At 63.8% G+C, this 20675-nt stretch carries 20 protein-coding genes; 7 read left to right on the forward strand and 13 right to left on the reverse strand.

Going from position 1 to position 20675, the window contains the following annotated elements; all coding sequences use genetic code 11:
• The first annotated feature begins 58 nt into the window (after nt 1–58).
• Nucleotides 59–223, forward strand: a complete 165-nt coding sequence (locus ACE10Z_RS13145) for a Flp family type IVb pilin (RefSeq protein ID WP_342727636.1) — start codon at nt 59–61, stop codon at nt 221–223.
• A 277-nt stretch (nt 224–500) separates the two neighbouring features.
• Here the strand turns inward: ACE10Z_RS13145 and ACE10Z_RS13150 are convergent, their stop codons facing one another.
• Entirely contained in the window at nt 501–2102 is a 1602-nt protein-coding gene (locus ACE10Z_RS13150) for a phytoene desaturase family protein (RefSeq protein WP_375788288.1), read from the reverse strand.
• A gap of 260 nt (nt 2103–2362) precedes the next feature.
• Here ACE10Z_RS13150 and ACE10Z_RS13155 point away from each other — a divergent pair, with 260 nt between their 5' ends.
• The gene (locus ACE10Z_RS13155) at nt 2363–4627 is read left to right on the forward strand and encodes a spermidine synthase (RefSeq protein ID WP_375788289.1); all 2265 of its coding nucleotides are present in this window, start codon (nt 2363–2365) and stop codon (nt 4625–4627) included.
• Between the two features lie 146 nt (nt 4628–4773).
• Here ACE10Z_RS13155 and ACE10Z_RS13160 read toward each other — a convergent pair whose 3' ends face one another.
• The 3 genes from ACE10Z_RS13160 to ACE10Z_RS13170 form a co-directional block, all read right to left on the reverse strand.
• Entirely contained in the window at nt 4774–5367 is a 594-nt protein-coding gene (locus ACE10Z_RS13160) for a hypothetical protein (protein ID WP_375788290.1), read from the reverse strand.
• A gap of 12 nt (nt 5368–5379) precedes the next feature.
• Complete coding sequence (locus tag ACE10Z_RS13165; RefSeq protein ID WP_375788291.1) at nt 5380–5760, reverse strand: hypothetical protein; 381 nt, start codon at nt 5758–5760, stop codon at nt 5380–5382.
• Nucleotides 5761–5874: 114 nt separating this feature from the next.
• The gene (locus tag ACE10Z_RS13170) at nt 5875–6450 is read right to left on the reverse strand and encodes a TetR/AcrR family transcriptional regulator (RefSeq protein WP_375788292.1); all 576 of its coding nucleotides are present in this window, start codon (nt 6448–6450) and stop codon (nt 5875–5877) included.
• 138 nt (nt 6451–6588) lie between these two features.
• Here ACE10Z_RS13170 and ACE10Z_RS13175 point away from each other — a divergent pair, with 138 nt between their 5' ends.
• A complete protein-coding gene (locus tag ACE10Z_RS13175) occupies nt 6589–7146 on the forward strand; it encodes a DUF308 domain-containing protein (protein ID WP_375788293.1) in 558 nt (185 codons plus the stop codon).
• Nucleotides 7147–7194: 48 nt separating this feature from the next.
• On the opposite strand, the gene ACE10Z_RS13180 is transcribed toward ACE10Z_RS13175, so the two are convergent.
• Both ACE10Z_RS13180 and ACE10Z_RS13185 read right to left on the reverse strand, forming a co-directional pair.
• A complete protein-coding gene (locus tag ACE10Z_RS13180; RefSeq protein WP_375788294.1) occupies nt 7195–8040 on the reverse strand; it encodes an alpha/beta hydrolase in 846 nt (281 codons plus the stop codon).
• A 259-nt stretch (nt 8041–8299) separates the two neighbouring features.
• Nucleotides 8300–9091, reverse strand: coding sequence for a L,D-transpeptidase family protein (locus ACE10Z_RS13185; RefSeq protein ID WP_375788295.1), 792 nt, complete (start codon nt 9089–9091; stop codon nt 8300–8302).
• A 286-nt stretch (nt 9092–9377) separates the two neighbouring features.
• Between ACE10Z_RS13185 and ACE10Z_RS13190 the strand changes: the two genes are divergently transcribed.
• Nucleotides 9378–9707, forward strand: a complete 330-nt coding sequence (locus tag ACE10Z_RS13190) for a hypothetical protein (RefSeq protein ID WP_375788296.1) — start codon at nt 9378–9380, stop codon at nt 9705–9707.
• 102 nt (nt 9708–9809) lie between these two features.
• On the opposite strand, the gene ACE10Z_RS13195 is transcribed toward ACE10Z_RS13190, so the two are convergent.
• The 5 genes from ACE10Z_RS13195 to ACE10Z_RS13215 all read right to left on the reverse strand — a co-directional run bounded on the left by ACE10Z_RS13195 (nt 9810) and on the right by ACE10Z_RS13215 (nt 15646).
• Nucleotides 9810–10571 (reverse strand): ABC transporter permease, encoded by a 762-nt coding sequence (locus ACE10Z_RS13195; protein WP_097674556.1) that lies wholly within the window; start codon nt 10569–10571, stop codon nt 9810–9812.
• On the reverse strand, nt 10568–11491 hold the full coding sequence (locus tag ACE10Z_RS13200; protein ID WP_375788297.1) for an ABC transporter ATP-binding protein: 924 nt from the start codon (nt 11489–11491) through the stop codon (nt 10568–10570). Before ACE10Z_RS13200 ends, ACE10Z_RS13195 begins: the two co-directional genes overlap by 4 nt.
• A 343-nt stretch (nt 11492–11834) precedes the next feature.
• Nucleotides 11835–12515, reverse strand: a complete 681-nt coding sequence (locus ACE10Z_RS13205; protein WP_375788298.1) for an OmpA family protein — start codon at nt 12513–12515, stop codon at nt 11835–11837.
• 8 nt (nt 12516–12523) lie between these two features.
• On the reverse strand, nt 12524–12937 hold the full coding sequence (locus ACE10Z_RS13210) for a hypothetical protein (protein WP_375788299.1): 414 nt from the start codon (nt 12935–12937) through the stop codon (nt 12524–12526).
• Between the two features lie 90 nt (nt 12938–13027).
• Nucleotides 13028–15646, reverse strand: a complete 2619-nt coding sequence (locus tag ACE10Z_RS13215) for an ATP-dependent helicase (RefSeq protein ID WP_375788300.1) — start codon at nt 15644–15646, stop codon at nt 13028–13030.
• A 293-nt stretch (nt 15647–15939) separates the two neighbouring features.
• Between ACE10Z_RS13215 and ACE10Z_RS13220 the strand changes: the two genes are divergently transcribed.
• A complete protein-coding gene (locus ACE10Z_RS13220) occupies nt 15940–16113 on the forward strand; it encodes a DUF1328 domain-containing protein (RefSeq protein ID WP_021077209.1) in 174 nt (57 codons plus the stop codon).
• A 341-nt stretch (nt 16114–16454) separates the two neighbouring features.
• On the opposite strand, the gene ACE10Z_RS13225 is transcribed toward ACE10Z_RS13220, so the two are convergent.
• Entirely contained in the window at nt 16455–16970 is a 516-nt protein-coding gene (locus ACE10Z_RS13225) for a thioesterase family protein (RefSeq protein WP_375788301.1), read from the reverse strand.
• 130 nt (nt 16971–17100) lie between these two features.
• Between ACE10Z_RS13225 and ACE10Z_RS13230 the strand changes: the two genes are divergently transcribed.
• Nucleotides 17101–18525, forward strand: coding sequence for an FAD-binding oxidoreductase (locus tag ACE10Z_RS13230; RefSeq protein ID WP_375788302.1), 1425 nt, complete (start codon nt 17101–17103; stop codon nt 18523–18525).
• A gap of 32 nt (nt 18526–18557) precedes the next feature.
• Nucleotides 18558–18731, forward strand: a complete 174-nt coding sequence (locus ACE10Z_RS13235) for a hypothetical protein (RefSeq protein ID WP_375788303.1) — start codon at nt 18558–18560, stop codon at nt 18729–18731.
• Nucleotides 18732–18866: 135 nt separating this feature from the next.
• Here the strand turns inward: ACE10Z_RS13235 and ACE10Z_RS13240 are convergent, their stop codons facing one another.
• Nucleotides 18867–20555: a SulP family inorganic anion transporter gene (locus ACE10Z_RS13240; RefSeq protein WP_375788304.1), complete on the reverse strand. Its 1689-nt coding sequence runs from the start codon at nt 20553–20555 to the stop codon at nt 18867–18869.
• Between the last annotated feature and the right edge of the window lie 120 nt (nt 20556–20675).

The raw sequence follows: 20675 nt of genomic DNA on the forward strand, positions 1-20675 counted from the left end.
GGTTTCGGAACCGGGAACTCCCCTGTTCCAGGGCATCACAACCGAGGGCAACGCTGCAATGAAGACTCTTTTCGTTAGATTTTTGAAGAATGAATCCGGCGCGACCGCCATCGAATACGGACTGATTGCGACCGGTATCGCCATCGCCATCATCGCTGCGGTGAATGGCGTCGGCACGAACTTGAGCGGGACGTTCAACACGGTCGCCAGCTCGCTCAAGTAATTTCGCAGACGGCGTTCTCGAGCAAGCACCGGGCAATGAGGCCCGGTGTTTTCTTTTTGACAGGTTGTCCACAGAGCCTCACGCAGCCTGTCTACAAGACGTCAAGCTCCTCGTCCCGGGGTTGTCGGCCTCTATTCCACAAGCAGTCCACCGGGATACGCACCGATTGTCCCGCCAAGGGACACCAGGTCTGACCGCAATCGACCCACAGCTTCTCAACAGACCTGTGCACAGCCTGGCCCGGGCCATGACCGCGGCGCCCGATGCGGCGTCCGCTTTATGCGAACAGTGCGCGATGGTCGGCGAGGACGGCCCGCGCGGCGTTGTGGCCGGGGGCGCCGGTGACCCCGCCGCCGGGATGGGCGCCGGAACCGCAATGGTAGAGACCGCGCAGCGGTCCGCGGTAATCGGCATGGCCGAGCATCGGACGCGCCGAGAACAACTGGTTCAGCGTCAACGCGCCGTGAAAGATGTCGCCGCCGATGAGGCCGAACTGCCGCTCGAGGTCGAGCGGCGACAGGATCTGGCGGCCGACCACACTGCCTGCGAAGCCGGGGGCGTAGTTGTCGACGGTTGCGATCATCAGGTCGGCGACCTCTTCGCGATGGTCGTCCCATGATTTGCCGTCGGGCAATTGCGGCGCGACGTGCTGGCAGAACAGGCTCGCGACGTGCTGGCCCGGCGGGCTCAAACTGTCGTCGAGCGTCGAGGGGATCAGCACCTCGACGACGGGCGCGCGGCTCCAGCCGAACTCCCGCGCATCGCGCCAGGCGCGATCCATGTAGCCGAGACCAGGCGCGATGATGATGCCGGCGGTGAGGTGATCGCCCGGGCCGGGCAGCGCGGTGAACGAGGGCAGGGTATCAAGCGCCACGTTCATCCTGAACGTGCCGGAGCCGTTCTGCCATCGCGAGATGCGCGTGCGGAATTCGCTCGCCAGCGCGCCCTCCGGCACCAGGCGCGTGTAGAGCAGCTTCGGGTTGACGTTCGAGACGACATACTTGGCGCGCACCGTCTCGCCATTGTCGAGGATGACGCCAATGGCGCGATCCTTCTCGACGATCACCTCGCGGACACCAGCATCGGTCTCGATCTCGACACCATGGCTGCGCGCGGCGCGTGCCATCGCCTGGGTGATCGCGCCCATGCCGCCGATCGCGTGGCCCCAGACACCCTTCTTGCCGTTCACCTCGCCGAACGCATGGTGCAGCATCACATAGGCCGAGCCGGCCGCGTAGGGACTGGCGTAATTGCCGACGATGGCGTCGAAGCCGAACAGCGCCTTGACGAGGTCGTTCTCGAAACGCTCGTCGAGCATCTCGCCGGCCGAGCGGGTGAACAGGTCGAGCAGATTGCGCTGCTGCTCGAGCGACAGCCGCCGCAGGATGTTGGCGGTGCCAAGCGCGTTGAAGGCTTCACTCATTGCGCCGAGGCCAAAGCCTTCGACGAGGTTCGGCGGTGCGCGCAGCACCAATTGGCGCAGCACGTCGGCGATGGCTTCGAGTTCCCCCGAGAACACGCTGATGGTTGCCGCATCCCGCTGGCTGAGTTTCGCGACCGACTGCTGGGTGCGGCCTTCGCCGGTCAGCAGGTAACTGCCGTCGGGTGCGGGGAGGAAGTTCTGCGCGCGTCGCTCGACGATCTTGAGGCCGTGGTCGGCAAGTTTCAGGTCAGAAATAATCTGCGGGTTGAGCAGGCTCACCGTGTAGGCGGCGACCGAATTGCGGAAGCCCGGACAGAACTCCTCGGTGACGGCGGCGCCGCCGACCACCTTGCGGCGTTCCACGACCTTCACCCGCAGCCCTGCCATCGCAAGATAGGCCGCGCAGGTGAGGCCGTTATGCCCCGCACCGATGATGACGACGTCTGTTTCGTTCATGTCCGCTTCAACAAGGAGTGATTAGAGCATGATCCGGAAGAGAAGAAGCCGGATTATCCGCGACAAACGCGAAGCTTTTGCGCGGGGATCGAGCTCAGCCGAAAGATCCAGCGTGCTTGGCGCCGCAACGCCGCGTCGTCAAGTCCACGTGACCGCGGTTTCTTGTCCGTGATACTGCCATATGCTCAATTCAATTGCTCCGGTGCGCTGCCGCCGGACCGTCCGCCTCCGGCGCCCGCCGGGCCCATGCCGGAGCTTTCATGACATCTGAGCCGTCCGCCTCGCGAAACCGGCTGGTGCTGGTTGTCTATACCGCGGCGATTTTCGTCAGCGCCCTGCTGCTGTTCTCGGTGCAGCCGCTGTTCACCAAGATGGTGCTGCCGCGGCTCGGCGGCTCGCCGGCGGTGTGGTCGGTGGCGATGGTGTTTTTCCAGTCGCTGCTGCTCGGCGGTTACGCCTACGCACATCTGCTGATGAAGCTGAACAGCCGCGTGGTGCCGATCGTGGTGCATCTCGTGCTGCTCGTCGTGGCGCTGCTGACATTGCCGCTGTCGATCAGGAGCGGCTGGGGCGAGCCGCCGACCTCGGGCTATGCGGTCTGGCTGCTCGGCCTGTTCGCGGTCTCGATCGGCCTGCCGTTCTTCGCGCTCGCGGCCAACAACCCGCTGCTGCAGGCCTGGTTCGTGCGCACCGGCCACCCCAACGGCCCCGATCCGTATTTTCTCTATGCATCCTCGAACATCGGCAGCTTCCTGGCGCTGCTGTCCTATCCGGTGCTGCTCGAGCCGATGTTCACATTGCGCACCCAGAACCTGATCTGGACCGGCGGCTATGGCCTGCTGATCGCTCTGATCGCGGCTTGCGGCGTGCTGCTGCTGCGATCGCCCGCCCGTGCCGCCGCGCTCGATCTGCAAGCCGATGATGCCAATGCGCCGGCGCCGTCCTGGTCGCGGCGCGCACGCTGGATCTTCCTGGCTGCCGTGCCGTCCGGCCTGCTGATCGCAGTGACGGCGCATATCTCGACCGACGTCGCGGCCGCCCCCTTGCTCTGGGTGCTGCCGCTGTCGCTGTATCTGTTGACCTGGGTGCTGGTGTTCCAGTCGCGGCCGCTGCTGCCGCACAAATGGATGCTGCTGGCGCAGCCGCTGGCGATTGCCGGCGTCGTGATCCTGCTCGCGGTTGGCGGCGAGCAGAACCTGCTGCTCACGCTCGGCGGCCATCAGCTCTGCTTCTTCATCATCGCGATGGCCTGCCATGGCGAGCTCGCGCGCACCCGTCCGGCGGCGAAATACCTCACCGGCTTTTATGTCGCGCTGTCGTTCGGCGGCATGGTCGGCGGCCTGTTCGCCGGGCTGATCGCGCCGTTCACCTTCTCATGGATCGCCGAATACCCGATCCTGCTGGCGCTCGCGGCGCTGTGCCGTCCGCCCGGCGGCGCGGAGCGGCTGCCGCGCTGGAGCGCCTGGTACTGGCCGTTCCTTGCGGTGCTGGCGGTGGCGCTGATCGCACCGAGCTATTCGGCCGGCGACATCTTCAGCTGGTTCGACGACCACCGGGTGTGGGTGATCGGCGCAGTCGGCGTGCTCTCGGCGCTGCTCGCGCTCGCACTGAATGCCAACCGCTGGAAGATCTTCGCCACCGTCGTGGTCGCACTGGTGGTGCTGCGCGCCTATCCGTCCGACGATGGCCGCGTCGAGACCGTGCGCAGCTTCTTCGGCGTGCACAAGATCGTGGTGACGGCGAACGGGCAGTATCACGTGCTGATGCACGGCACCACGATCCACGGCGCCGAGAAGTTCAAGAACGACGACGGCACGCCGGTCACCGGAAAGCCCGAACCGATCAGCTACTATCACAAGGACGGCGGCATCGGGCAGGCCATCAGCGCAATGCGCGAGCGCAAAGGCGCGCCGCTGAAAGTGGCCGTCATCGGTCTCGGCTCGGGGACGCTGACTTGTGCATCGGCTCCCGGCGAGGATTGGCGCTTCTTCGAGATCGACCAGTCGATGGTCGATACCGCACGCGACCCGAAATACTTCACCTACATCCAGAGCTGCGAGCCGAACCTCAAGCCTGTGATCGGCGACGCGCGGCTGACCTTCGCCAAGGAGCCGGACGGCGTCTACGATCTCATCATCGTCGACGCCTATTCGTCGGACGCGATCCCGATCCATCTCGCGACCGAGGAGGCGATGGCGATCTACAAGGAGAAGCTGGCGCCGCAGGGCGCGGTCGTGATGCACGTCTCCAACCGGCACCTCGAACTTGCCAGCGTCGTGGTCGGCATCGCCGATGCCAACGACATGAAGAGCTGGGTCTACAGCGAGGATTCCGGGCGCGACAACGAGTACATCTTCTCGACCTCGGTCGTGGTTTCCGCCCGCGAGGACGCCGATGTCGGCAAGCTCGCATCGTCTGACGTCTGGACTGAGACTGACGCCAACGAGAAGCAGCGGGTCTGGACCGACGACTATTCGAACGTGCTGGGCGCGGTGTACCGGCGCCTGCGCGACGGCGAGCAGTAGGGCGAAGCACAGATGGCGCACACAATTTGTGCGCCGAACGTCGTTATTGGTTTCGCAGCGGTCGCGTTAGAGCTTGATCCGGAACAGTGTGAAGCGGTCTTCCGAAAAGATCATGCTCAAACACCGAGCCAAAGCGCGATGACGATTCAACTCATCCATGTGTGCGTAAAAGTCCGTAGCCGTTCGTCGTCTTCACGATGACCGTGTTTCCGTAACCATGGAATATCTCCTTGTGCGTGACGGGATGTATCCTCGGTTCGTAACCGGAGCTCCGTTCGAATGGCCGCGTCGGTTTTGGAGCAACGTAAGGACTCAATTCGCGGGCGGGCAAGGCAGCGTTTTCCAGCGACGTTACACTTGAGAATGGATCCTGGGGGCTGCCCGGATTCGATAAAAAGTGTCAGTGTTCGTTGATCGTCTTCGAACCAACCGTTCTTGACCCATCCGATATCTGATTTCGTCATCGAGGCGATATTCACGCCATTGCGGTCCAGAATGTCGACGGACGTCGGATAGACGACGGCGATCCTCGAGCCATTCGCGCTCCATTTGATCCACTCAGGCCGCTGCGTCTGGCCTATCGTCCGCTTGTCCTTGACCAGAACAACCCTGAGCTGGGGTGCCTGCGGTTTCAGTTCGAGCGGACCGGAGCTCGCGACGCTCTTAAGATCCGGCGAGAACGCTATCGCGCGATCATACGACGCAATCCATTGACTGTCGCCGCTTGCAATATCAACCATGAACACGTGCCGTCAATGGATGTTGATCAACTGCCGGCCGTCGCTGCTACATTGGTATGGATTACCGGGCGAAATCGCTAATGCCGCGATCTTGGCGCCGGCCTCATAGGCATTCACCGCTCCGTTTTCGTCGAGCAGGTATCGGTCCTGCTGGCCGCACCAGCCGTTGAAAAGCGCCCTCGAAAATGTGGTGTGAGGCAGCGACTCAAATGTCGGGACAGGCGTGGGCGACTGTCGGCTCTCTTGGGCATTCACCGGATCGCTAAAAGCCGGCGGTGCAAACATTGCCACGCAAGCGACGAAATACGCAGCACGCAGCGTTTGAGAAAACGAACCAAGCATCAACAGCAGCAACCACCAACGAAACAAAGGGCAGAATTGATGATAGAACAAATAGAGAACGAAATCAAGACCTCGCCGGGAGGTTGCACCCGCGCCTATGATCGCAAGGCCTGTTCGGCTTGCCTTTGTTTCCGCCGTGACGCTGACAACCTGCGAAAGGGCTTTCTAGTGATCCGCGGCCAGCAGCCTTGCGACCTGAGGCTTGACGATTGCGGCGAACAGTCCGGGATCGTCGAAAGCGCGCGCCGAGAGCATAGCGCCATGGACCGATGCCATCAGCATCTGGGCCTCCTCGTCCGGCCGGAGCAGGTGCTGATCTGCACCAGCCTTCAGCACCGACGTAAGCCATCCCACGAGATGATCAAAATGGGCGCGGACGCGCGATGCGACCTCGTCCGGCAACATCGGCATCTCGCCGGCAAGCATTGCGCAGACGCAGAACGGCAGCGTGGCATCGCGAATGCACGCCTGCCAGAAGTTCACATAGGACTGCAGTTGGTCGACCGGACTGGCGGACTGCTCCCGAAGCGCGTTCAGGCCCAGCTCCGTCTGCTGCCGGTAGCGATCGACCAGCGCCGAAACCAGTTCGGCCTTGGTCGGGAAGTGATGGTGGATGCTCGCCTTCCTGATGCCGATCGCATCCGAGATGTCGGCATAGCTGAACCCGTTATAGCCGCCCGCCACGATGAGAGATTGTGCGACATCGAGAATCCGCTCTGAAGTCGAAATTGTTGAGCTCATAGCGGCGCCTACCTCCCGGTAGGTAAGTTGTCAAGGCGGGGTGGTGCACCTGTTCGACACAAGAAGGTGTCCCTGCGCCCGATTGACCTGAGATGTTTATATACCTACTAGTAGGTAGATAAACATGGGAGTCAATCAATGCAAAGCCGACTTTCGGCCCAATCCAGCTGGCTGCAATCCTACTATTTCGGGCGCGCGATCTTCTCGATCGCCTGGGTCGCCGCCGCCGTTCTTTTCAGTGGGCAAGCGGGCCCCGCCGCGTTTCTGCTCGTGATCTACCCGGCATGGGACGCCATCGCCAATCTGGCTGACGCCCGGGTCAACGGCGGGCTGATAGCCAACCCATCCCAGGCATTGAATGTCGCGGTCAGCGCAATAACCACGCTCGCCGTCATAGTGGCGATGAGCCACAACATCTATGGCGTTCTCGCGGTGTTTGGGGTTTGGGCGATCCTCGCGGGTGTGCTGCAATTGTACACCGGCGTCAGGCGCTGGCGCCATGTTGGCGCGCAATGGGCGATGATCCTCAGCGGTGCGCAGTCGGCACTCGCCGGCGGCTACATGATCAGCCGATCGATAGGCACCGTCGCGCCGACGATTCTGGACGTCGCTCCCTATGCGGGATTCGGCGCGTTCTATTTCCTGCTTTCGGCGATCTGGCTCGTTGCCAGGGCCCATCGCAGCGCCCGTGCCTAGGCGCCGACTTGCAGCATCGGAGAGCGCCAGTCGACGTCTGCGCGATAGCTATTTCTTCTCCGGTGCTGTCGTCGCGGAGGCGGGTGTCGAAGCGGCGAGCAGCGGCATCGCCGGCGTGCTCTCGCCGGCGTCCTCGTCGAGGAATTGCGCCACGCCCGCCTGGATCGACGATTTCGCGCTGTCGGGGCCGCGGTCGCTGAGGTCGTTGTGCTGGAATTCGGTTCTGACCACCTTGATGCCGAGTCTGGCGCAAGTCTCGTCGTCAGGCACGACGCCCGGATCGGCCTTGAACACCGGGTCCCTGGAACGGAACGACAGGATCTTGATCCTGCTGTCGGTGATGAAGGGGACGCGCAGATTGTCCAGCGTCACGACCTTCTTGACGAGGTCAGGATGCTGCTTGGCGAAGAACATCGAGATGTCGCCGCCGTTGGAGTGACCGATCAAGGTCAGCGCGCGAAAGTTTGCGTTCGGATAGAGCTTCTTCAGCTCGTCGATCGCATACATGATGTTGAAGGCGCCGCGATTGTATTGCATGCGGCGGCCGACATATTCCTCGCCGACCTTCGTCACCATCGGTGCATCGGTGTCGAGATCATGCTGGATGCTGACCACGAGGTAGCCGCGTGAGGCGAACACGTTGGTGAGGAACGAGTACTCGGTATTCCTGACGGTGTTGCCGTGGCTCAGGATCGCGACCGGCAGCTCGATCATCTCGGCCATCGCCTGCATTTGCCGGTCGCGCCGGACCGCGACCTCGACCGTGACGTTGCGGTCGTCGCGCAGCACGTCGTGGAACGTCAGCGTCGTGTGACGGATGGCCCATCTGTCCGTGGTGAAATAGCCGGCCATCGCCACGATGCACAGGCAAAGGACAATGATGCCCCGTTTCATGTCGACCTCTGATATTGCCTACGCGACCCGCGCTTCTCGCCCTGGTTTCATGGGGCATTCCGCGTGAATCGGCCTCCAGGGGCCGGGCGGGCGCTCTTGCCGCCGAATATCGGGCTAATTTTACAATCAGATGACGGCGCGACGACGGGCCACGGCGCAGGACGACGCGGGCCTTTTGCGGCGGTCACAAGCGGGTGAGGGGAGCGTGAACTGACGGCGCTCCGGGCGCGGCGCCGTCAGCGGATAAGGAGACCGCGTCTCAGTCCTGATAGTTGTTGCCGTAGAAGCTGCGCTGCTGCTGGTAGTACGGCCGCGGCTGATAGGTGCCTTGCGGCGCCGCCGCGTAGCCCTGGTTGCCGTAGTATTGCTGCTGGCCATAGGCCTGCGCGTCGTAGACGCGGCGGCTTGACGGCGGCGCCGGGTAGCGCTGCGCGGTCGAGCTGCCGTCGGCCGGATAGATGTAGCCGTCGTCGACGCGGGCCTGCGCCGGATATTCGCGCGGCTGCGGCGTCAGGACGACCGGGTCGCCGGCGGCGGCGGTGCCATACTGCTCGTCCGGCTGCGGCGCGCGGCGGGCGACGGCGGTGCCGTTGCGCCCACGCGGATTGCGTGCCAGCGCGACCTGCGCCGAGCCGGTCAGCGTCACCGTGGTGTTGAGCACGCCTTCCTTCTGGACCAGCGCGTAGAGCGTCGATGCGTTGTCGCGCGACAGCCGCACGCAGCCATGCGAGGCCGGTGTGCCGAGGCGGCCGACCGAGTCGGTGCCGTGGATCGCGTGCCCGATCTTGGTGAAGAAGATCGAGTGCGGCATCGGCGCATCGTCGAATTCCTTGGAGTAGTGATCCTCTTCCATACGGAAGGCGCGGAAGGTGCCGTTCGGGGTTTCGCGCGAGGGGATGCCGCTCGAGACCGGCCAGCGATAGCGCGCGACGCCGTCGACCGCGACGGTCATCTGCTGGTTGTCCTTGTCGATGGTGATATCGACCTTGGCCTGCGCGGCGCCGGCCGTGAAAAGCATCACGGAAGTGAACGCAATGAGGAACGAACGCATTTTACCTTTGGCCTCCGGGCCCGATCGCAGTAGCGGCTCTCCGTCCCCGCAACCAATATGCACGGAATCCGAATTTGGTTCCAGTCGCGGACCTCATGCATCGTTAATCCCGCACGCGGCGCAAACAAGGCCGAAGCCGGGCTCTCCTGTCACGGCGGACTGACATTTTCGCGAGCAGGCCGCGACAACGGCCCCAATCGGTCACCGCTACGCAACCATTTGGCCGCATGGGCGTTTCACGATCCCGCCCCGGCGGCGCATTCGCGCCTCGCATCAAGGAACCAAGATGAACAACACCAAGGTTAAGACCGCGGCCGTCGTCCCAGTAGGCCTCTCCGCACGGCTCCTGCTTGCGGCCGCAGCCCTCGCTTTGGCGCTGGTGACTGTCCCCCATGCCGGCCATGCCCAGGGCATCGTCCGCGGGGCGCATGAAGGCGCCTATGAGGGTAATCGGGTCGCCGGTCCGGTGGGCGGTGTGGTTGGCGGAGCCGTCGGCGCCGGCGTCGGCGGCGCCATGGGTGCGGTCAAGGGCGTGTTCGGTATCCCGGATCGCGGCTACCGCCGTGGCCACCGCTGCCGCGGCTATTATCGCCACGGCCATTTCCATTGCTACTGACTGCGAGGTGCGTAGCCCGGATGGAGCGAAGCGAAATCCGGGTTCTGCAGGCTTGGCGATAAAGGTCCCGGATCTGGCTGCGCTTCATCCGGGCAACAAACGTCAATTCTTCAGCCGGTAGCCGGTCCGGAAGATCCAGGCCACGATCACCATGCACGCGATCAGGAAGCCCGCGGTCATGCCGAGGCTCAGTCCGACGCTGACATCGGCGATCTCGTAGAAGCTCCAGCGGAAGCCGGAGATCAGATAGACCACCGGATTGAACAGCGTGAGCGTGCGCCAGCCCGACGGCAGCATGTTCACTGAGTAGAAGCTGCCGCCGAGGAAGGTGAGCGGCGTCACCACCAGCATCGGGATCATCTGCAGCTTCTCGAAGCCGTCGGCCCAGATGCCGATGATGAAGCCGAACAGGCTGAAGGTGACGGCCGTCAGCACCAGGAAGGTCAGCATCCACACCGGATGCTGGATATGCAGAGGTACGAAAAGTCCCGCGGTCGCCAGGATGATCAGGCCGAGGATGATCGACTTGGTGGCGGCCGCGCCGACATAGCCGATGACGATCTCGAAATAGGAGATCGGCGCCGACAGGATCTCGTAGATCGTGCCGGCGAATTTCGGGAAGTAGATGCCGAACGAGGCGTTCGAGATGCTCTGGGTCAGCACCGACAGCATCACGAGCCCCGGCACGATGAAGGTGCCGTAGCTGACGCCCTCGACCTCGGTGATGCGCGAGCCGATCGCGGCGCCGAACACCACGAAATACAGCGAGGTCGAGACCACCGGCGAGACGATGCTCTGCAGCAGCGTGCGCCAGGTGCGCGCCATTTCGAACAGATAGATCGCCCGGATTGCGCGGTAGTTCATGGCGCCCTCACGAGGCTGACGAAGATGTCTTCGAGGGAGCTCTGCCTGGTATCGAGATCGGAGATCCGGACGCCGGCATTGCGCAGATCGTTGAGCAGGCTGGTGATGCCGGTGCGATCGCCCTTGGTGTCGTAGTCGTAGGTCACCGCGTGGCCGTCGTCGGAGAGTTCGAGATTGTAGGTGGCGAGCGCCTGCGGAACGGCGTCGAGCTTGCTCTGCAATTGCAGCGTCAGCTGCTTCTTGCCGAGCTTCTGCATCAAGGTCGCCTTGTCCTCGATCAGGATGATCTCGCCCTTGTTGATGACGCCGATGCGGTCGGCCATCTCCTCGGCTTCTTCGATGTAATGCGTGGTCAGGATGATGGTGACGCCGGCCGCCTGCAGTGTGCGGACCACTTCCCACATCCCCTTGCGCAATTCGACGTCGACACCGGCGGTGGGCTCGTCGAGGAACAGGATCTGCGGCTCGTGCGACAGCGCCTTGGCGATCATCACGCGGCGCTTCATGCCGCCTGACAGCGTGATGATCTTGCTGTCCTTCTTGTCCCACAGCGACAGGTCTTTGAGCACCTTCTCGATATGATCGGGATTCTTCGGCTTGCCGAACAGGCCGCGGCTGAAGCTGACGGTTGCCCAGACCGTCTCGAAGGCATCGGTGTGCAGTTCCTGCGGAACCAGCCCGATCATCGACCGCGCCGCGCGATAATCGGCGATGATGTCGTGTCCGCCGATCGAAACGCGGCCCTCGCTCGGATTGGCGATGCCGCAGATGATGCTGATCAGCGTGGTCTTGCCGGCGCCGTTCGGTCCGAGCAGCGCGAAGATCTCGCCCTTGACGATGTCGAGATTGATGCCCTTCAGCGCCTTGAAGCCGGAGCCATAGGTCTTTGAAAGATTGGATACGGAAATGATCGGCGACATGGAGGATCGGAAGCGTGAGGGAAGGGTGCGCGCGGATTGGAGCCCGGGCGCGCGGGGGGCGTGATGCGGGTTCAGCCCAGATATGAACGCACGGTCCGTTCTGCAATCGGTCGGCGAGGGAGAAATTTATTCTGCGGCGCGCCTTAGGGGCGCCCTGCCAAAATATCGAAAACAACCCCATGCAAAGTAGCCGGGGGCTGGCGGCCGACATTGCAATTTGACCAGTCGGGCAAATCAGCGGTACTCTTCTAGTATTCCGAAGTCGTGGAGACGCCCTCCGCTCCGGGGCCATCGCATACAGGCGGGAGGGGACGCGGGTTCCGACGCCCGCGATTCAATCCTATCAGTGCCGCTTCGCCGGTTTCGCCGGCTTCTTGGCGGCCGCCGCCGGGGTGGGGTGCGCGGGCGGCGCGGTATCGGCGACCTTGCCGACCAGCATGATCTGCACCTGGTTGTTGACCGGCGCGTTGGGGCGGGCAGAGTCGAGCAATTGCTCTTCGCCAAGCCCGACCGACTGCAGCCGCTTCGCCGTGATCTTGAAGGTGTTGACCAGGATGTCGCGGATCGCGTCGGCGCGCCGCTGGCTCAGCAGCACGTTGTTCTCGCGCCGCCCGGTCGATTCGATGTGACCGACGATCAGGAACGTGTAGGGCAGCAGCGAAGAGTGCGTCAGCGCGTCGGCGATGCGCCCCACGGACTGGTAGGAGTCCGGCAGCACGATCGGCGTGTCGACATCAAACTGGATGTCGGCATTGAATGTCGGCAGGTTGGTCAGGTCGGGGGCGATCGGCGGCCGCTTTTGCGGCGGCGGCTCGTTCTTCGCTCGCGACCGCGATCGTTCCAGCACCTGCTGGCGCAATGCGGGGACGTCGATCGTTGCGTCCGTCTCGTAGTGATTGAGCTTGGCGATGACGTCGTCGCGCGTGATGGCGGTTTGCGCCTGAGCTGGCGCAAGCGGCATCGCCAGCAACACCAGCGTGCCGAGCACGCCCAAAAGGCCAGGATCGCGCAAGCCTCGCGTCATCAGGCGTATCATTGATACCCCGCGTCATTGATCGCCTGGGCGCAATTGCGGCTGAGGCCCTTGGCGCTGACGAGACAGGGTACCGATTTGCTGGTCTCCTTGGTCGAGCCGCCGCAGACCTTGACGATCTCGCGGGTGCATGCGTTGGCAACGGTCACGCGCGCCGAGATCCGCTTCTGGATCGCATCGAGGGTGGAGAAGTAGCTCTCCTTGCACTGCGGCGATATCACGTCGCGGTTGCGCGACAGGCACTCCTTGAGGCGGTTGGAGTCGAGGTTGACGCCGCGGCAATTGGCGGTGATGTCGGCGCCGCAGGCCTTGGCGAGCTGCGCTGCGGAATCGCCAAAGCTGATCGTCTCTGCGACCGCCAGCGACGGCGCAGTGAGCGCGATGACAAAAAGGAAAAACCCACCCCGGACCATAGGGCCATCTCAACCCGTGAAATCAGCGATGGTCAAGGGCTACGAACAGAGAAGGCCGCCGAAGGAAGGTCGCCAAGGAAGGCCTCGCTGTCACGCCCGTTCCACAAAGCTGTCGACCACCTTCTTCTCGCCGGCCTTTTCGAAGGCGATGGTCAGCTTGTTGCCGTCGATCTTCACGACATGGCCGTAGCCGAATTTCTGGTGAAACACCCGGTCCTCCAGTGAAAATTCCGACGTCGTGCCGGTGGATTTCGCCACCAGTTCGCCCTCGATCACCATGGGGCCGCGCTTGGTGCGGCTGAAGCTGTCGGAGGAGGTATCGCTGCGCGAACCTGAAAACGACGACTGCCGCTCCTCGAAGCCGCCGCTGCGTCCCCCGCCACCGCGGTTGCGGTTGGCCTGGGCGCGCTGCCAGCCCGGGGTCGAATAGCTCGAGCCGAACGATTCGAGATTGTCGAAGCGCGAGGCGCCATAGCCGCCGCTGCCGCCCCAGCCCGATCCGCCCTTGGATTCGGTGATCTCGACATTGTGCGCCGGCAACTCGTCGAGGAAGCGCGACGGGATCGTGGTCGACCAGGTGCCATGGATGCGGCGGTTGGTCGCGAAATAGATTTTTGCGCGGCGGCGGGCGCGGGTCAGCCCGACATGGGCGAGGCGGCGCTCTTCCTCGAGCCCGGCGCGGCCCTGTTCGTCCAGCGTGCGCTGGCTCGGGAACAGGCCTTCCTCCCAGCCCGGCAGGAACACGTTGTCGAATTCGAGGCCCTTGGCCGAATGCAGCGTCATCAGCGACACGGCTTCGTCGCCGGCCTCGCCGTCACGGTCCATCACCAGCGAGATATGTTCGAGAAACCCTTGCAGGTTCTCGAATTCCTCCATCGAACGCACCAACTCCTTGAGGTTGTCGAGCCGGCCCGCGGCGTCCGCCGAGCGGTCCTTCTGCCACATCTCGGTATAGCCGCTCTCGTCGAGCACGATCTCGGCGAGCTCGGTATGCGAGGTGACCTCGCGCTGGGCGCGCCAGCGGTCGAACTGCATCACGAGATCGCGCAACGACCCGCGCGCCTTCGGCTTCAGCTCGTCGGTCTCGACCACGGCGCGCGCCGCCTCGAACAGCGGAATGCGGCGCTTGCGGGCATGGTCGTGCAGCAGCTGCACGGTGGCATCGCCGAGCCCCCGTTTCGGCACGTTGACGATGCGCTCGAAGGCGAGATCGTCGGCCGGCGAATTGATGGTGCGCAAATAGGCCAGCGCATCGCGGATTTCGGCGCGCTCGTAGAATCTGGGGCCGCCGATCACGCGGTAGGGCAGGCCGAGCGTGACGAAGCGATCCTCGAACTCGCGCATCTGGAACGAGGCGCGGACCAGGATGGCGACGTCGTTGAGGTTTTCGCCCGTGCGCTGCAGCTCCTCGAGCTCCTCGCCGATTGCGCGCGCTTCCTCCTCCGAATCCCATGAGCCGGTGACGGTGACCTTCTCGCCGTCGACATCCTCGGTGCGCAGTGTCTTGCCGAGCCGGCCCTCATTGTGCGCGATCAGATGCGAGGCCGCGGCCAGGATGTGGCCGGTGGAGCGGTAATTGCGCTCGAGGCGGATCACCTTGGCGCCGGGGAAATCGTGATCGAAGCGCAGGATGTTGTCGACCTCGGCGCCGCGCCAGCCATAGATCGACTGGTCGTCGTCGCCGACGCAGCAGATGTTCTTGAGAGGAGCTCCTTCCGTCATGCCGGAATGCGCCGCAGGCGCAGACCCGGAATCTCGGGATGAGTCCTCTTCTCCTCGAGATTCTCCGGTGCGCAATTGCGCACCAGAGTTCGCATCTTCGATGCGCCCCGGAATGACGGGAGAATTGACGGCACCCGGAATGACATCAGCGAGCGATCGCCCCGGCCGCGACGGCGCCTGCGACAGCAGCCGCAGCCACAGATACTGCGCCACGTTGGTGTCCTGATATTCGTCGACCAGGATGAACTTGAAGCGGTTCTGGTACTGCCGCAGCACATCCGGATTTTCGCGGAACAGCCTGATGTTCTCGAGCAGGAGATCACCGAAATCGGCCGCGTTGAGGATCTTCAGCCGCTCCTGATAGGTCGCGTAGATCTTGCCGCCCTTGCCGTTGCCGAACGAGGCGGCTTCGCCCGCGGGCACCTGCGACGGCGACAGCCCGCGGTTCTTCCAGCTGTCGATCAGGCCGGCCAGCATCCGCGCCGGCCAGCGCTTGTCGTCGATGTTCTCGGCCTGCAGCAACTGCTTCAACAGCCGCACCTGGTCGTCGACGTCGAGCACCGTGAAGTTGGATTTGAGCTGCACCAGCTCGGCATGGATGCGCAGGATGCGGCCGCCGATCGAGTGGAAGGTGCCGAGCCACGGCATGCCCTCGACCGCCTGGCCCAGCATCTGGCCGAGCCGCAGCTTCATCTCGCGCGCCGCCTTGTTGGTGAAGGTCACCGACAGGATCTCTTGCGGCCGCGCGCGGCCCTGACTCAGGATATGCGCGATGCGGGTGGTCAGGACGCGCGTCTTGCCGGTGCCGGCGCCGGCAAGCACCAGCACGGGACCGTCGAGCGTCTCGACCGCCTCGCGCTGCTCCGGATTGAGGCCGTTGAGATATTGCGGAGCGCCCGCCGCCGCCCGCGCACGCGCGGCGATGCCGCCAGCCACCGGCTGGTGCTCGGGAACGCCGTGATGGGGCAGTTTGCTCGGCTCGGTCATTGGCGAATCGTCTCGGCCCCACGATGGCACCGTGGGACGGTGAAGGGGAGCCTTCTTAACAGGGATTGAAGGCCATATAGGGCCTGATCGGCCGTTTTGACAGGTTTTATCGCGGCCGACTGGAACGGTTTTGGCAGCAGTGCACAACCAGCCTGGTTCCTGAAATCGGCGAAAATTTCGCGGTTTCGCGGTCAGGAACCAGCGTTTCCCCGCAGGATTGTTTCAACAAATGCGGCGCCGGCTAAACGCCCGCGTCAGGAATCGAACGAGAAAACGAAGCGAGAGGTTTGATCATGCTGAGCTGGGTCGTCACATTCCTGGTCATCGCCCTGATCGCGGGCATTCTGGGCTTCGGCGGCATCGCCGGCGCCTCGATCGAAATCGCCAAGGCGATCTTCTTCATCGCCATCATCCTGTTCCTGGTGTCGGCGGTGGTCGGATTGGCGCGCGGTCGCACAAGGGTCTAGTGTCCCGAATCCGAAGTTCGTATCATTCGCCGCACCTTCGGAGCGAACTTCGGATTCGATAAGGACACTAGCAAACTTATGATTCTAGTGTGCTTTATGAATGCGAAGTTCGTGAAAGCGGCTGCCGCGAAATCGCACGAACTTCGCATTCAGCACACTAGCGAGGAATGAGATTGGTGCCACAACGGCAGTGCAAAACCTCTCCCATTGGGAGAGGTCGCGCCGAAGGCGCGGGTGAGGGGTTAAGCTCTCTCGTGGGACCTGAACCCCTCACCCGATTTGCTGCGCAAATCGACCTCTCCCGATGGGAGAGGTGAGGAGTTCTCGGCGAGACCTTCAGCCTACTTCGAGGGCATCGCCACGTTGCGGCCGATGCCCTCGGGCCGCGGCACGCCCGCGTAGCTATCCACGATCTTCTGAGCGCGGGCGCGAATATCAGGTGGAAATGGCGCCACCTTGCGCGCCTCCATGTCGATGTGCAGCGTGAGGTTTTCCGAGGTCGCGGAAAGCCAGCCCTCGGTGGCGTGGCGCAGCTCCTCGAACGTGTGCAGCCGCTTCTCGTCGGCGCCGAGCAGGAACACCTGGACCTGCACGGGATCGCCGAGATGAATTTCTCGCAAGTACCGGACGTGGCATTCGGCGGTGAAGGTCGAGCAGTGCCGTTCCTTCATGTAGGCCGGCCCGATGCCGAGCTGCAGCCACATCTCGTCGATGGCGCGGTCGAACATCACATTGTAATAGGCCATGTTGAGATGGCCGTTATAATCGATCCATTGCGGCTCGATCTGCATCACCGAAGATTTGAACGGGGCGGCCGGAAGTGGCATCTCGCTCGTGGTAGTCGCTGAAGTCATCATCCATCCCCGGTTCGCTGGCGTTCGAGCATGAACTTTTCTGTGGCTCCGGCGTCCACTTTTTCAAGTCAGGCTCTCTTGACCCCTTATACAAGCTTTGCCACGGTCGGCTAAAGCCGGGAGGAAATTCGACGTGGCGACAACGATTTCGAGCAATCTGACGCGACCTGAGCCGCAGGCCCTGAAGCGCGCGATCGACGCGCTGGCGGCGCGGTTCGGCAACCGGCTCGTGACGTCTTTAGCCGTGCGCGAACAGCACGCCCATACCACCACCTGGCTGCCGACCCAGCCGCCGGATGCGGTGGTGATGGCGCAGGAAACCGCCGACATCCAGGACGTGGTGCGGATCTGCGCTGCCAATCGCGTGCCCGTCATCGCGTTCGGTACCGGAACCTCGCTGGAAGGCCAGGTCAACGCGCCCGCCGGCGGCGTCTGCATCGACCTGCGCGATATGAACAAGGTGCTCGAGGTGCATGCCGAGGACCTCGACTGTGTGATCCAGCCCGGTGTGACCCGCAAGGCGCTGAACGAGCATCTGCGCGACCAGGGCCTGTTCTTTCCGATCGATCCCGGCGCCGATGCCTCGCTCGGCGGCATGACCTCGACCCGCGCCTCCGGCACCAACGCGGTGCGCTACGGCACCATGCGCGAGAACGTGCTGGCGTTGAAGGTGGTGCGCGGTGACGGCGAGATCATCACGACCGGCACGCGCGCAAAGAAGTCGTCGGCCGGTTACGACCTGACGCATCTGTTCGTGGGCGCCGAAGGCACGCTCGGCATCATCTCCGAGCTGACTATTCGCCTGCGCGGCATTCCCGACACGATCGCGGCCGCCGCCTGTTCGTTCGAGACCGTGCGCGGCGCCTGCCAGGCCACCATCCTCGCGATCCAGACCGGCATCCCGGTCGCGCGGATCGAGCTGCTCAATGCCGCGCAGGTGAAGGCCTGCAACAATTATTCGAAGCTGTCGCTGCCGGAGACGCCGCTGTTGCTGTTGGAATTCCACGGCAGCGAGGTCGAGGTCGCCGAGCAGTCGAAGAATTTCCGCGACATCGCCGCCGAGTGCGGCGGCGGCGAGTTCACCTGGACCACCAAGCCGGAGGACCGCACGAAGCTATGGCAGGCCAGGCACGATGCCTATTGGTCGGTGAAGGCGATCCGTCCCGGCGACAGCATCGGCGTTGTCGCGACCGACGTCTGCGTGCCGATCTCGCGGCTTGCCGACTGCGTCACCGAGACCGAGGACGATCTGAAGCGGCTCAACCTGCTATCGCCGATCGTCGGCCATGTCGGCGACGGCAATTTCCACTGTTCGCTGGTCTGCGACGTCAACAACGCGGACGAGATGGCGCGCGGCGAGGAGTTCATGCACCGCCTGGTCGAACGGGCCCAGGCCATGGGCGGCACCTGCACCGGCGAGCACGGCATCGGCCAGGGCAAGCAGAAATATCTGAAGGCCGAGCTCGGCCCGGAAGCGCTCGACGCGATGCGGGCGCTGAAGCAGGCGCTCGATCCGCAGAATATTTTCAATCCCGGCAAAATCGTTCCTGCGGCTTAACCAATCGGATATCCCGGCCACAGGACGTCGCGATGTCGTGGTTCAGCAAGGCCAAGCGGAAGGATATCTGGGACGACCCCGCCGCGCAGCCGCTCGGCGACATCGAGGCCGCGCAGCGGATCCGTGCGTTCCGCGCCATCAACGCGGGCTCGATCAAGGCGGAAGTGCTGAAAGAGCATCCGACGCTTGAGGGCGAGCAGGCTTGAATCGATCCGGCCGAGTGGAGAGCCAGTAGCCCGGATGGAGCGAAGCGAAATCCGGGACGGTTCATCGACGAGCGAGAGAATCCCGGATTACGCTTCGCTCCATCCGGGCTACGCAGCTCCCGATCTCACCAATTTCTAGCTCTGCCCGCCCAGCGCCCGCACCGCTTCATCGACGCTGTGGAAGACGTGATCCCTCGGCAGCACGTCGTAGAGATCGAAGCGCTCGAATGCGTCCTGCGCGCGGGTGGATTCGAGCCGCGCCACCGCCAATGTCACACCGTCATCGCGGCATTCGCGAAACAGGTCGCGCAGCGCCTGCGCGGCCGTGAAGTCGATCTCGACCATGCCGCTGGCCTCGATCACCAGCAGTTTCGGCTTGGGCGTCGCGCGGCCGATGGCCTTGAGCACGCCGCCGTGAAAACCTTCCGCGTTGAGGAACGACAAGGGGGCCTGAAGCCCGACCACGGCAATGCCGGGCTTGCGCTCGCCGGTGACGTGCGGTCCGGTCGGCCACCAGATCGTGGTGCCGGGCACATGGACGAACTCCACCAGCTGGCCCTGCGTCGTGGTCCAGATGCCGTGCAGCAGCGACAGGGCAATGCCGACGGCGACGCCTTGCTCGATCGGCAGCACGATGATCGCGGCCGCCGTCGCTACCACCAGCAAGAATTCGTAGAAGGATTGCTTGAAGATCGTGGCGATCTGTTTGACGCGGATGATGCGCAGCGCGACGAACAGCAGCACGCCGCCGAGCGCCGCATCCGGTACGTGTTGCAGCAGCGTCGCGCCGAAGGCGAGCAGCGCGAGCACGATCGCGGCGGCAAACAGCCCGGCGAGCTGGGTGCGGCCGCCGGTCTCCGACACGATGCCGGTGCGCGGCGGCGAGGCATTGACCGGAAACGCGCCGAACAGCCCGGACAACAGGCTGCCGGCGCCGGCGCCGAGGAAGTCGCGGTCGACATCGGCCGGCTTGTTCGGGTCTGAGAGGAACGAGCGCGTGGTCGCCGCCGTCTGCACCATGACGACGACGGCGATCAGGATCGCGAGCGACGCCAGCTTGACCCATCGCTCGGGAGCGACAACGGGAAGCGACGGCGTTGGCAATGTCCCCGGCACGGTGCCGACCACCTTGACGCCCTTGCTTTCGAGATGGCCGGCGATCACGGCGACGGTGGCCGCCACCAGGCCGATCAGCGCGCCGGGGATGCGGGCGCTGACTTTCTCGCATCCGGCGACCAGCGCCAGCACGCCGAGGCCGATCACCAGTGTGTAGACATTGGTCTGGCCGATCTTCTCGGCGAGCACGCCGAGCTTGTAGAGCGTCGGGCCGTCCGGGGTGGTCAGGCCAAGCACGCCGGGTAATTGCGAGACCAGGATGTGCACGGAGATGCCGGCGAGGAAGCCGACCGTGACCGGCGTCGACAGCAAATTGGCAACCCAGCCGAGCTTGAACAGGCCGCCCGCGATCATGATCGCGCCGACCATCAGCGCCAGTGCCATCGCCAGCGACTGATAGTCGGGCGAGCCAGCGGTTGCCATAAGCGCCAGGCCGCCGGCGAAGATCGGCGTGATGGTGGAATCGGCGCCGCAGGACAGGAAGCGGTTGGCGCCGAACATCGCAAAGCCGAGCGAGCCGGCCATGAAGGCAAAGAAGCCGATCTGCGGCGAGAAGCCGCCGAGCCGGGCGGTCGCCATCTGCTCGGGGATCGCGATTGCGGCCAGCGTCAGCCCGGCGATCAGATCTCCGGGCAAATTGCTCGGCTGAAAGCTCGCCAGCGAACGGAAGATCGGCCAGTTGGCGCGTGTTTGATGAACGTCGGCCATCGGTCTCCCGTGAGGATTGCGGCGATTCCCCGATAGTCCGACATCGCGCCGGCAAAATCCAGCGGCGTTGGCCTGTGTGCAGCCGCGAAACGGGGCGCTGCAGCATGATCCGGAAAAGTG

This window comes from Bradyrhizobium sp. Pha-3, from assembly GCF_042258615.1.
In the GTDB taxonomy this organism is placed as follows: Bacteria; Pseudomonadota; Alphaproteobacteria; order Rhizobiales; family Xanthobacteraceae; genus Bradyrhizobium.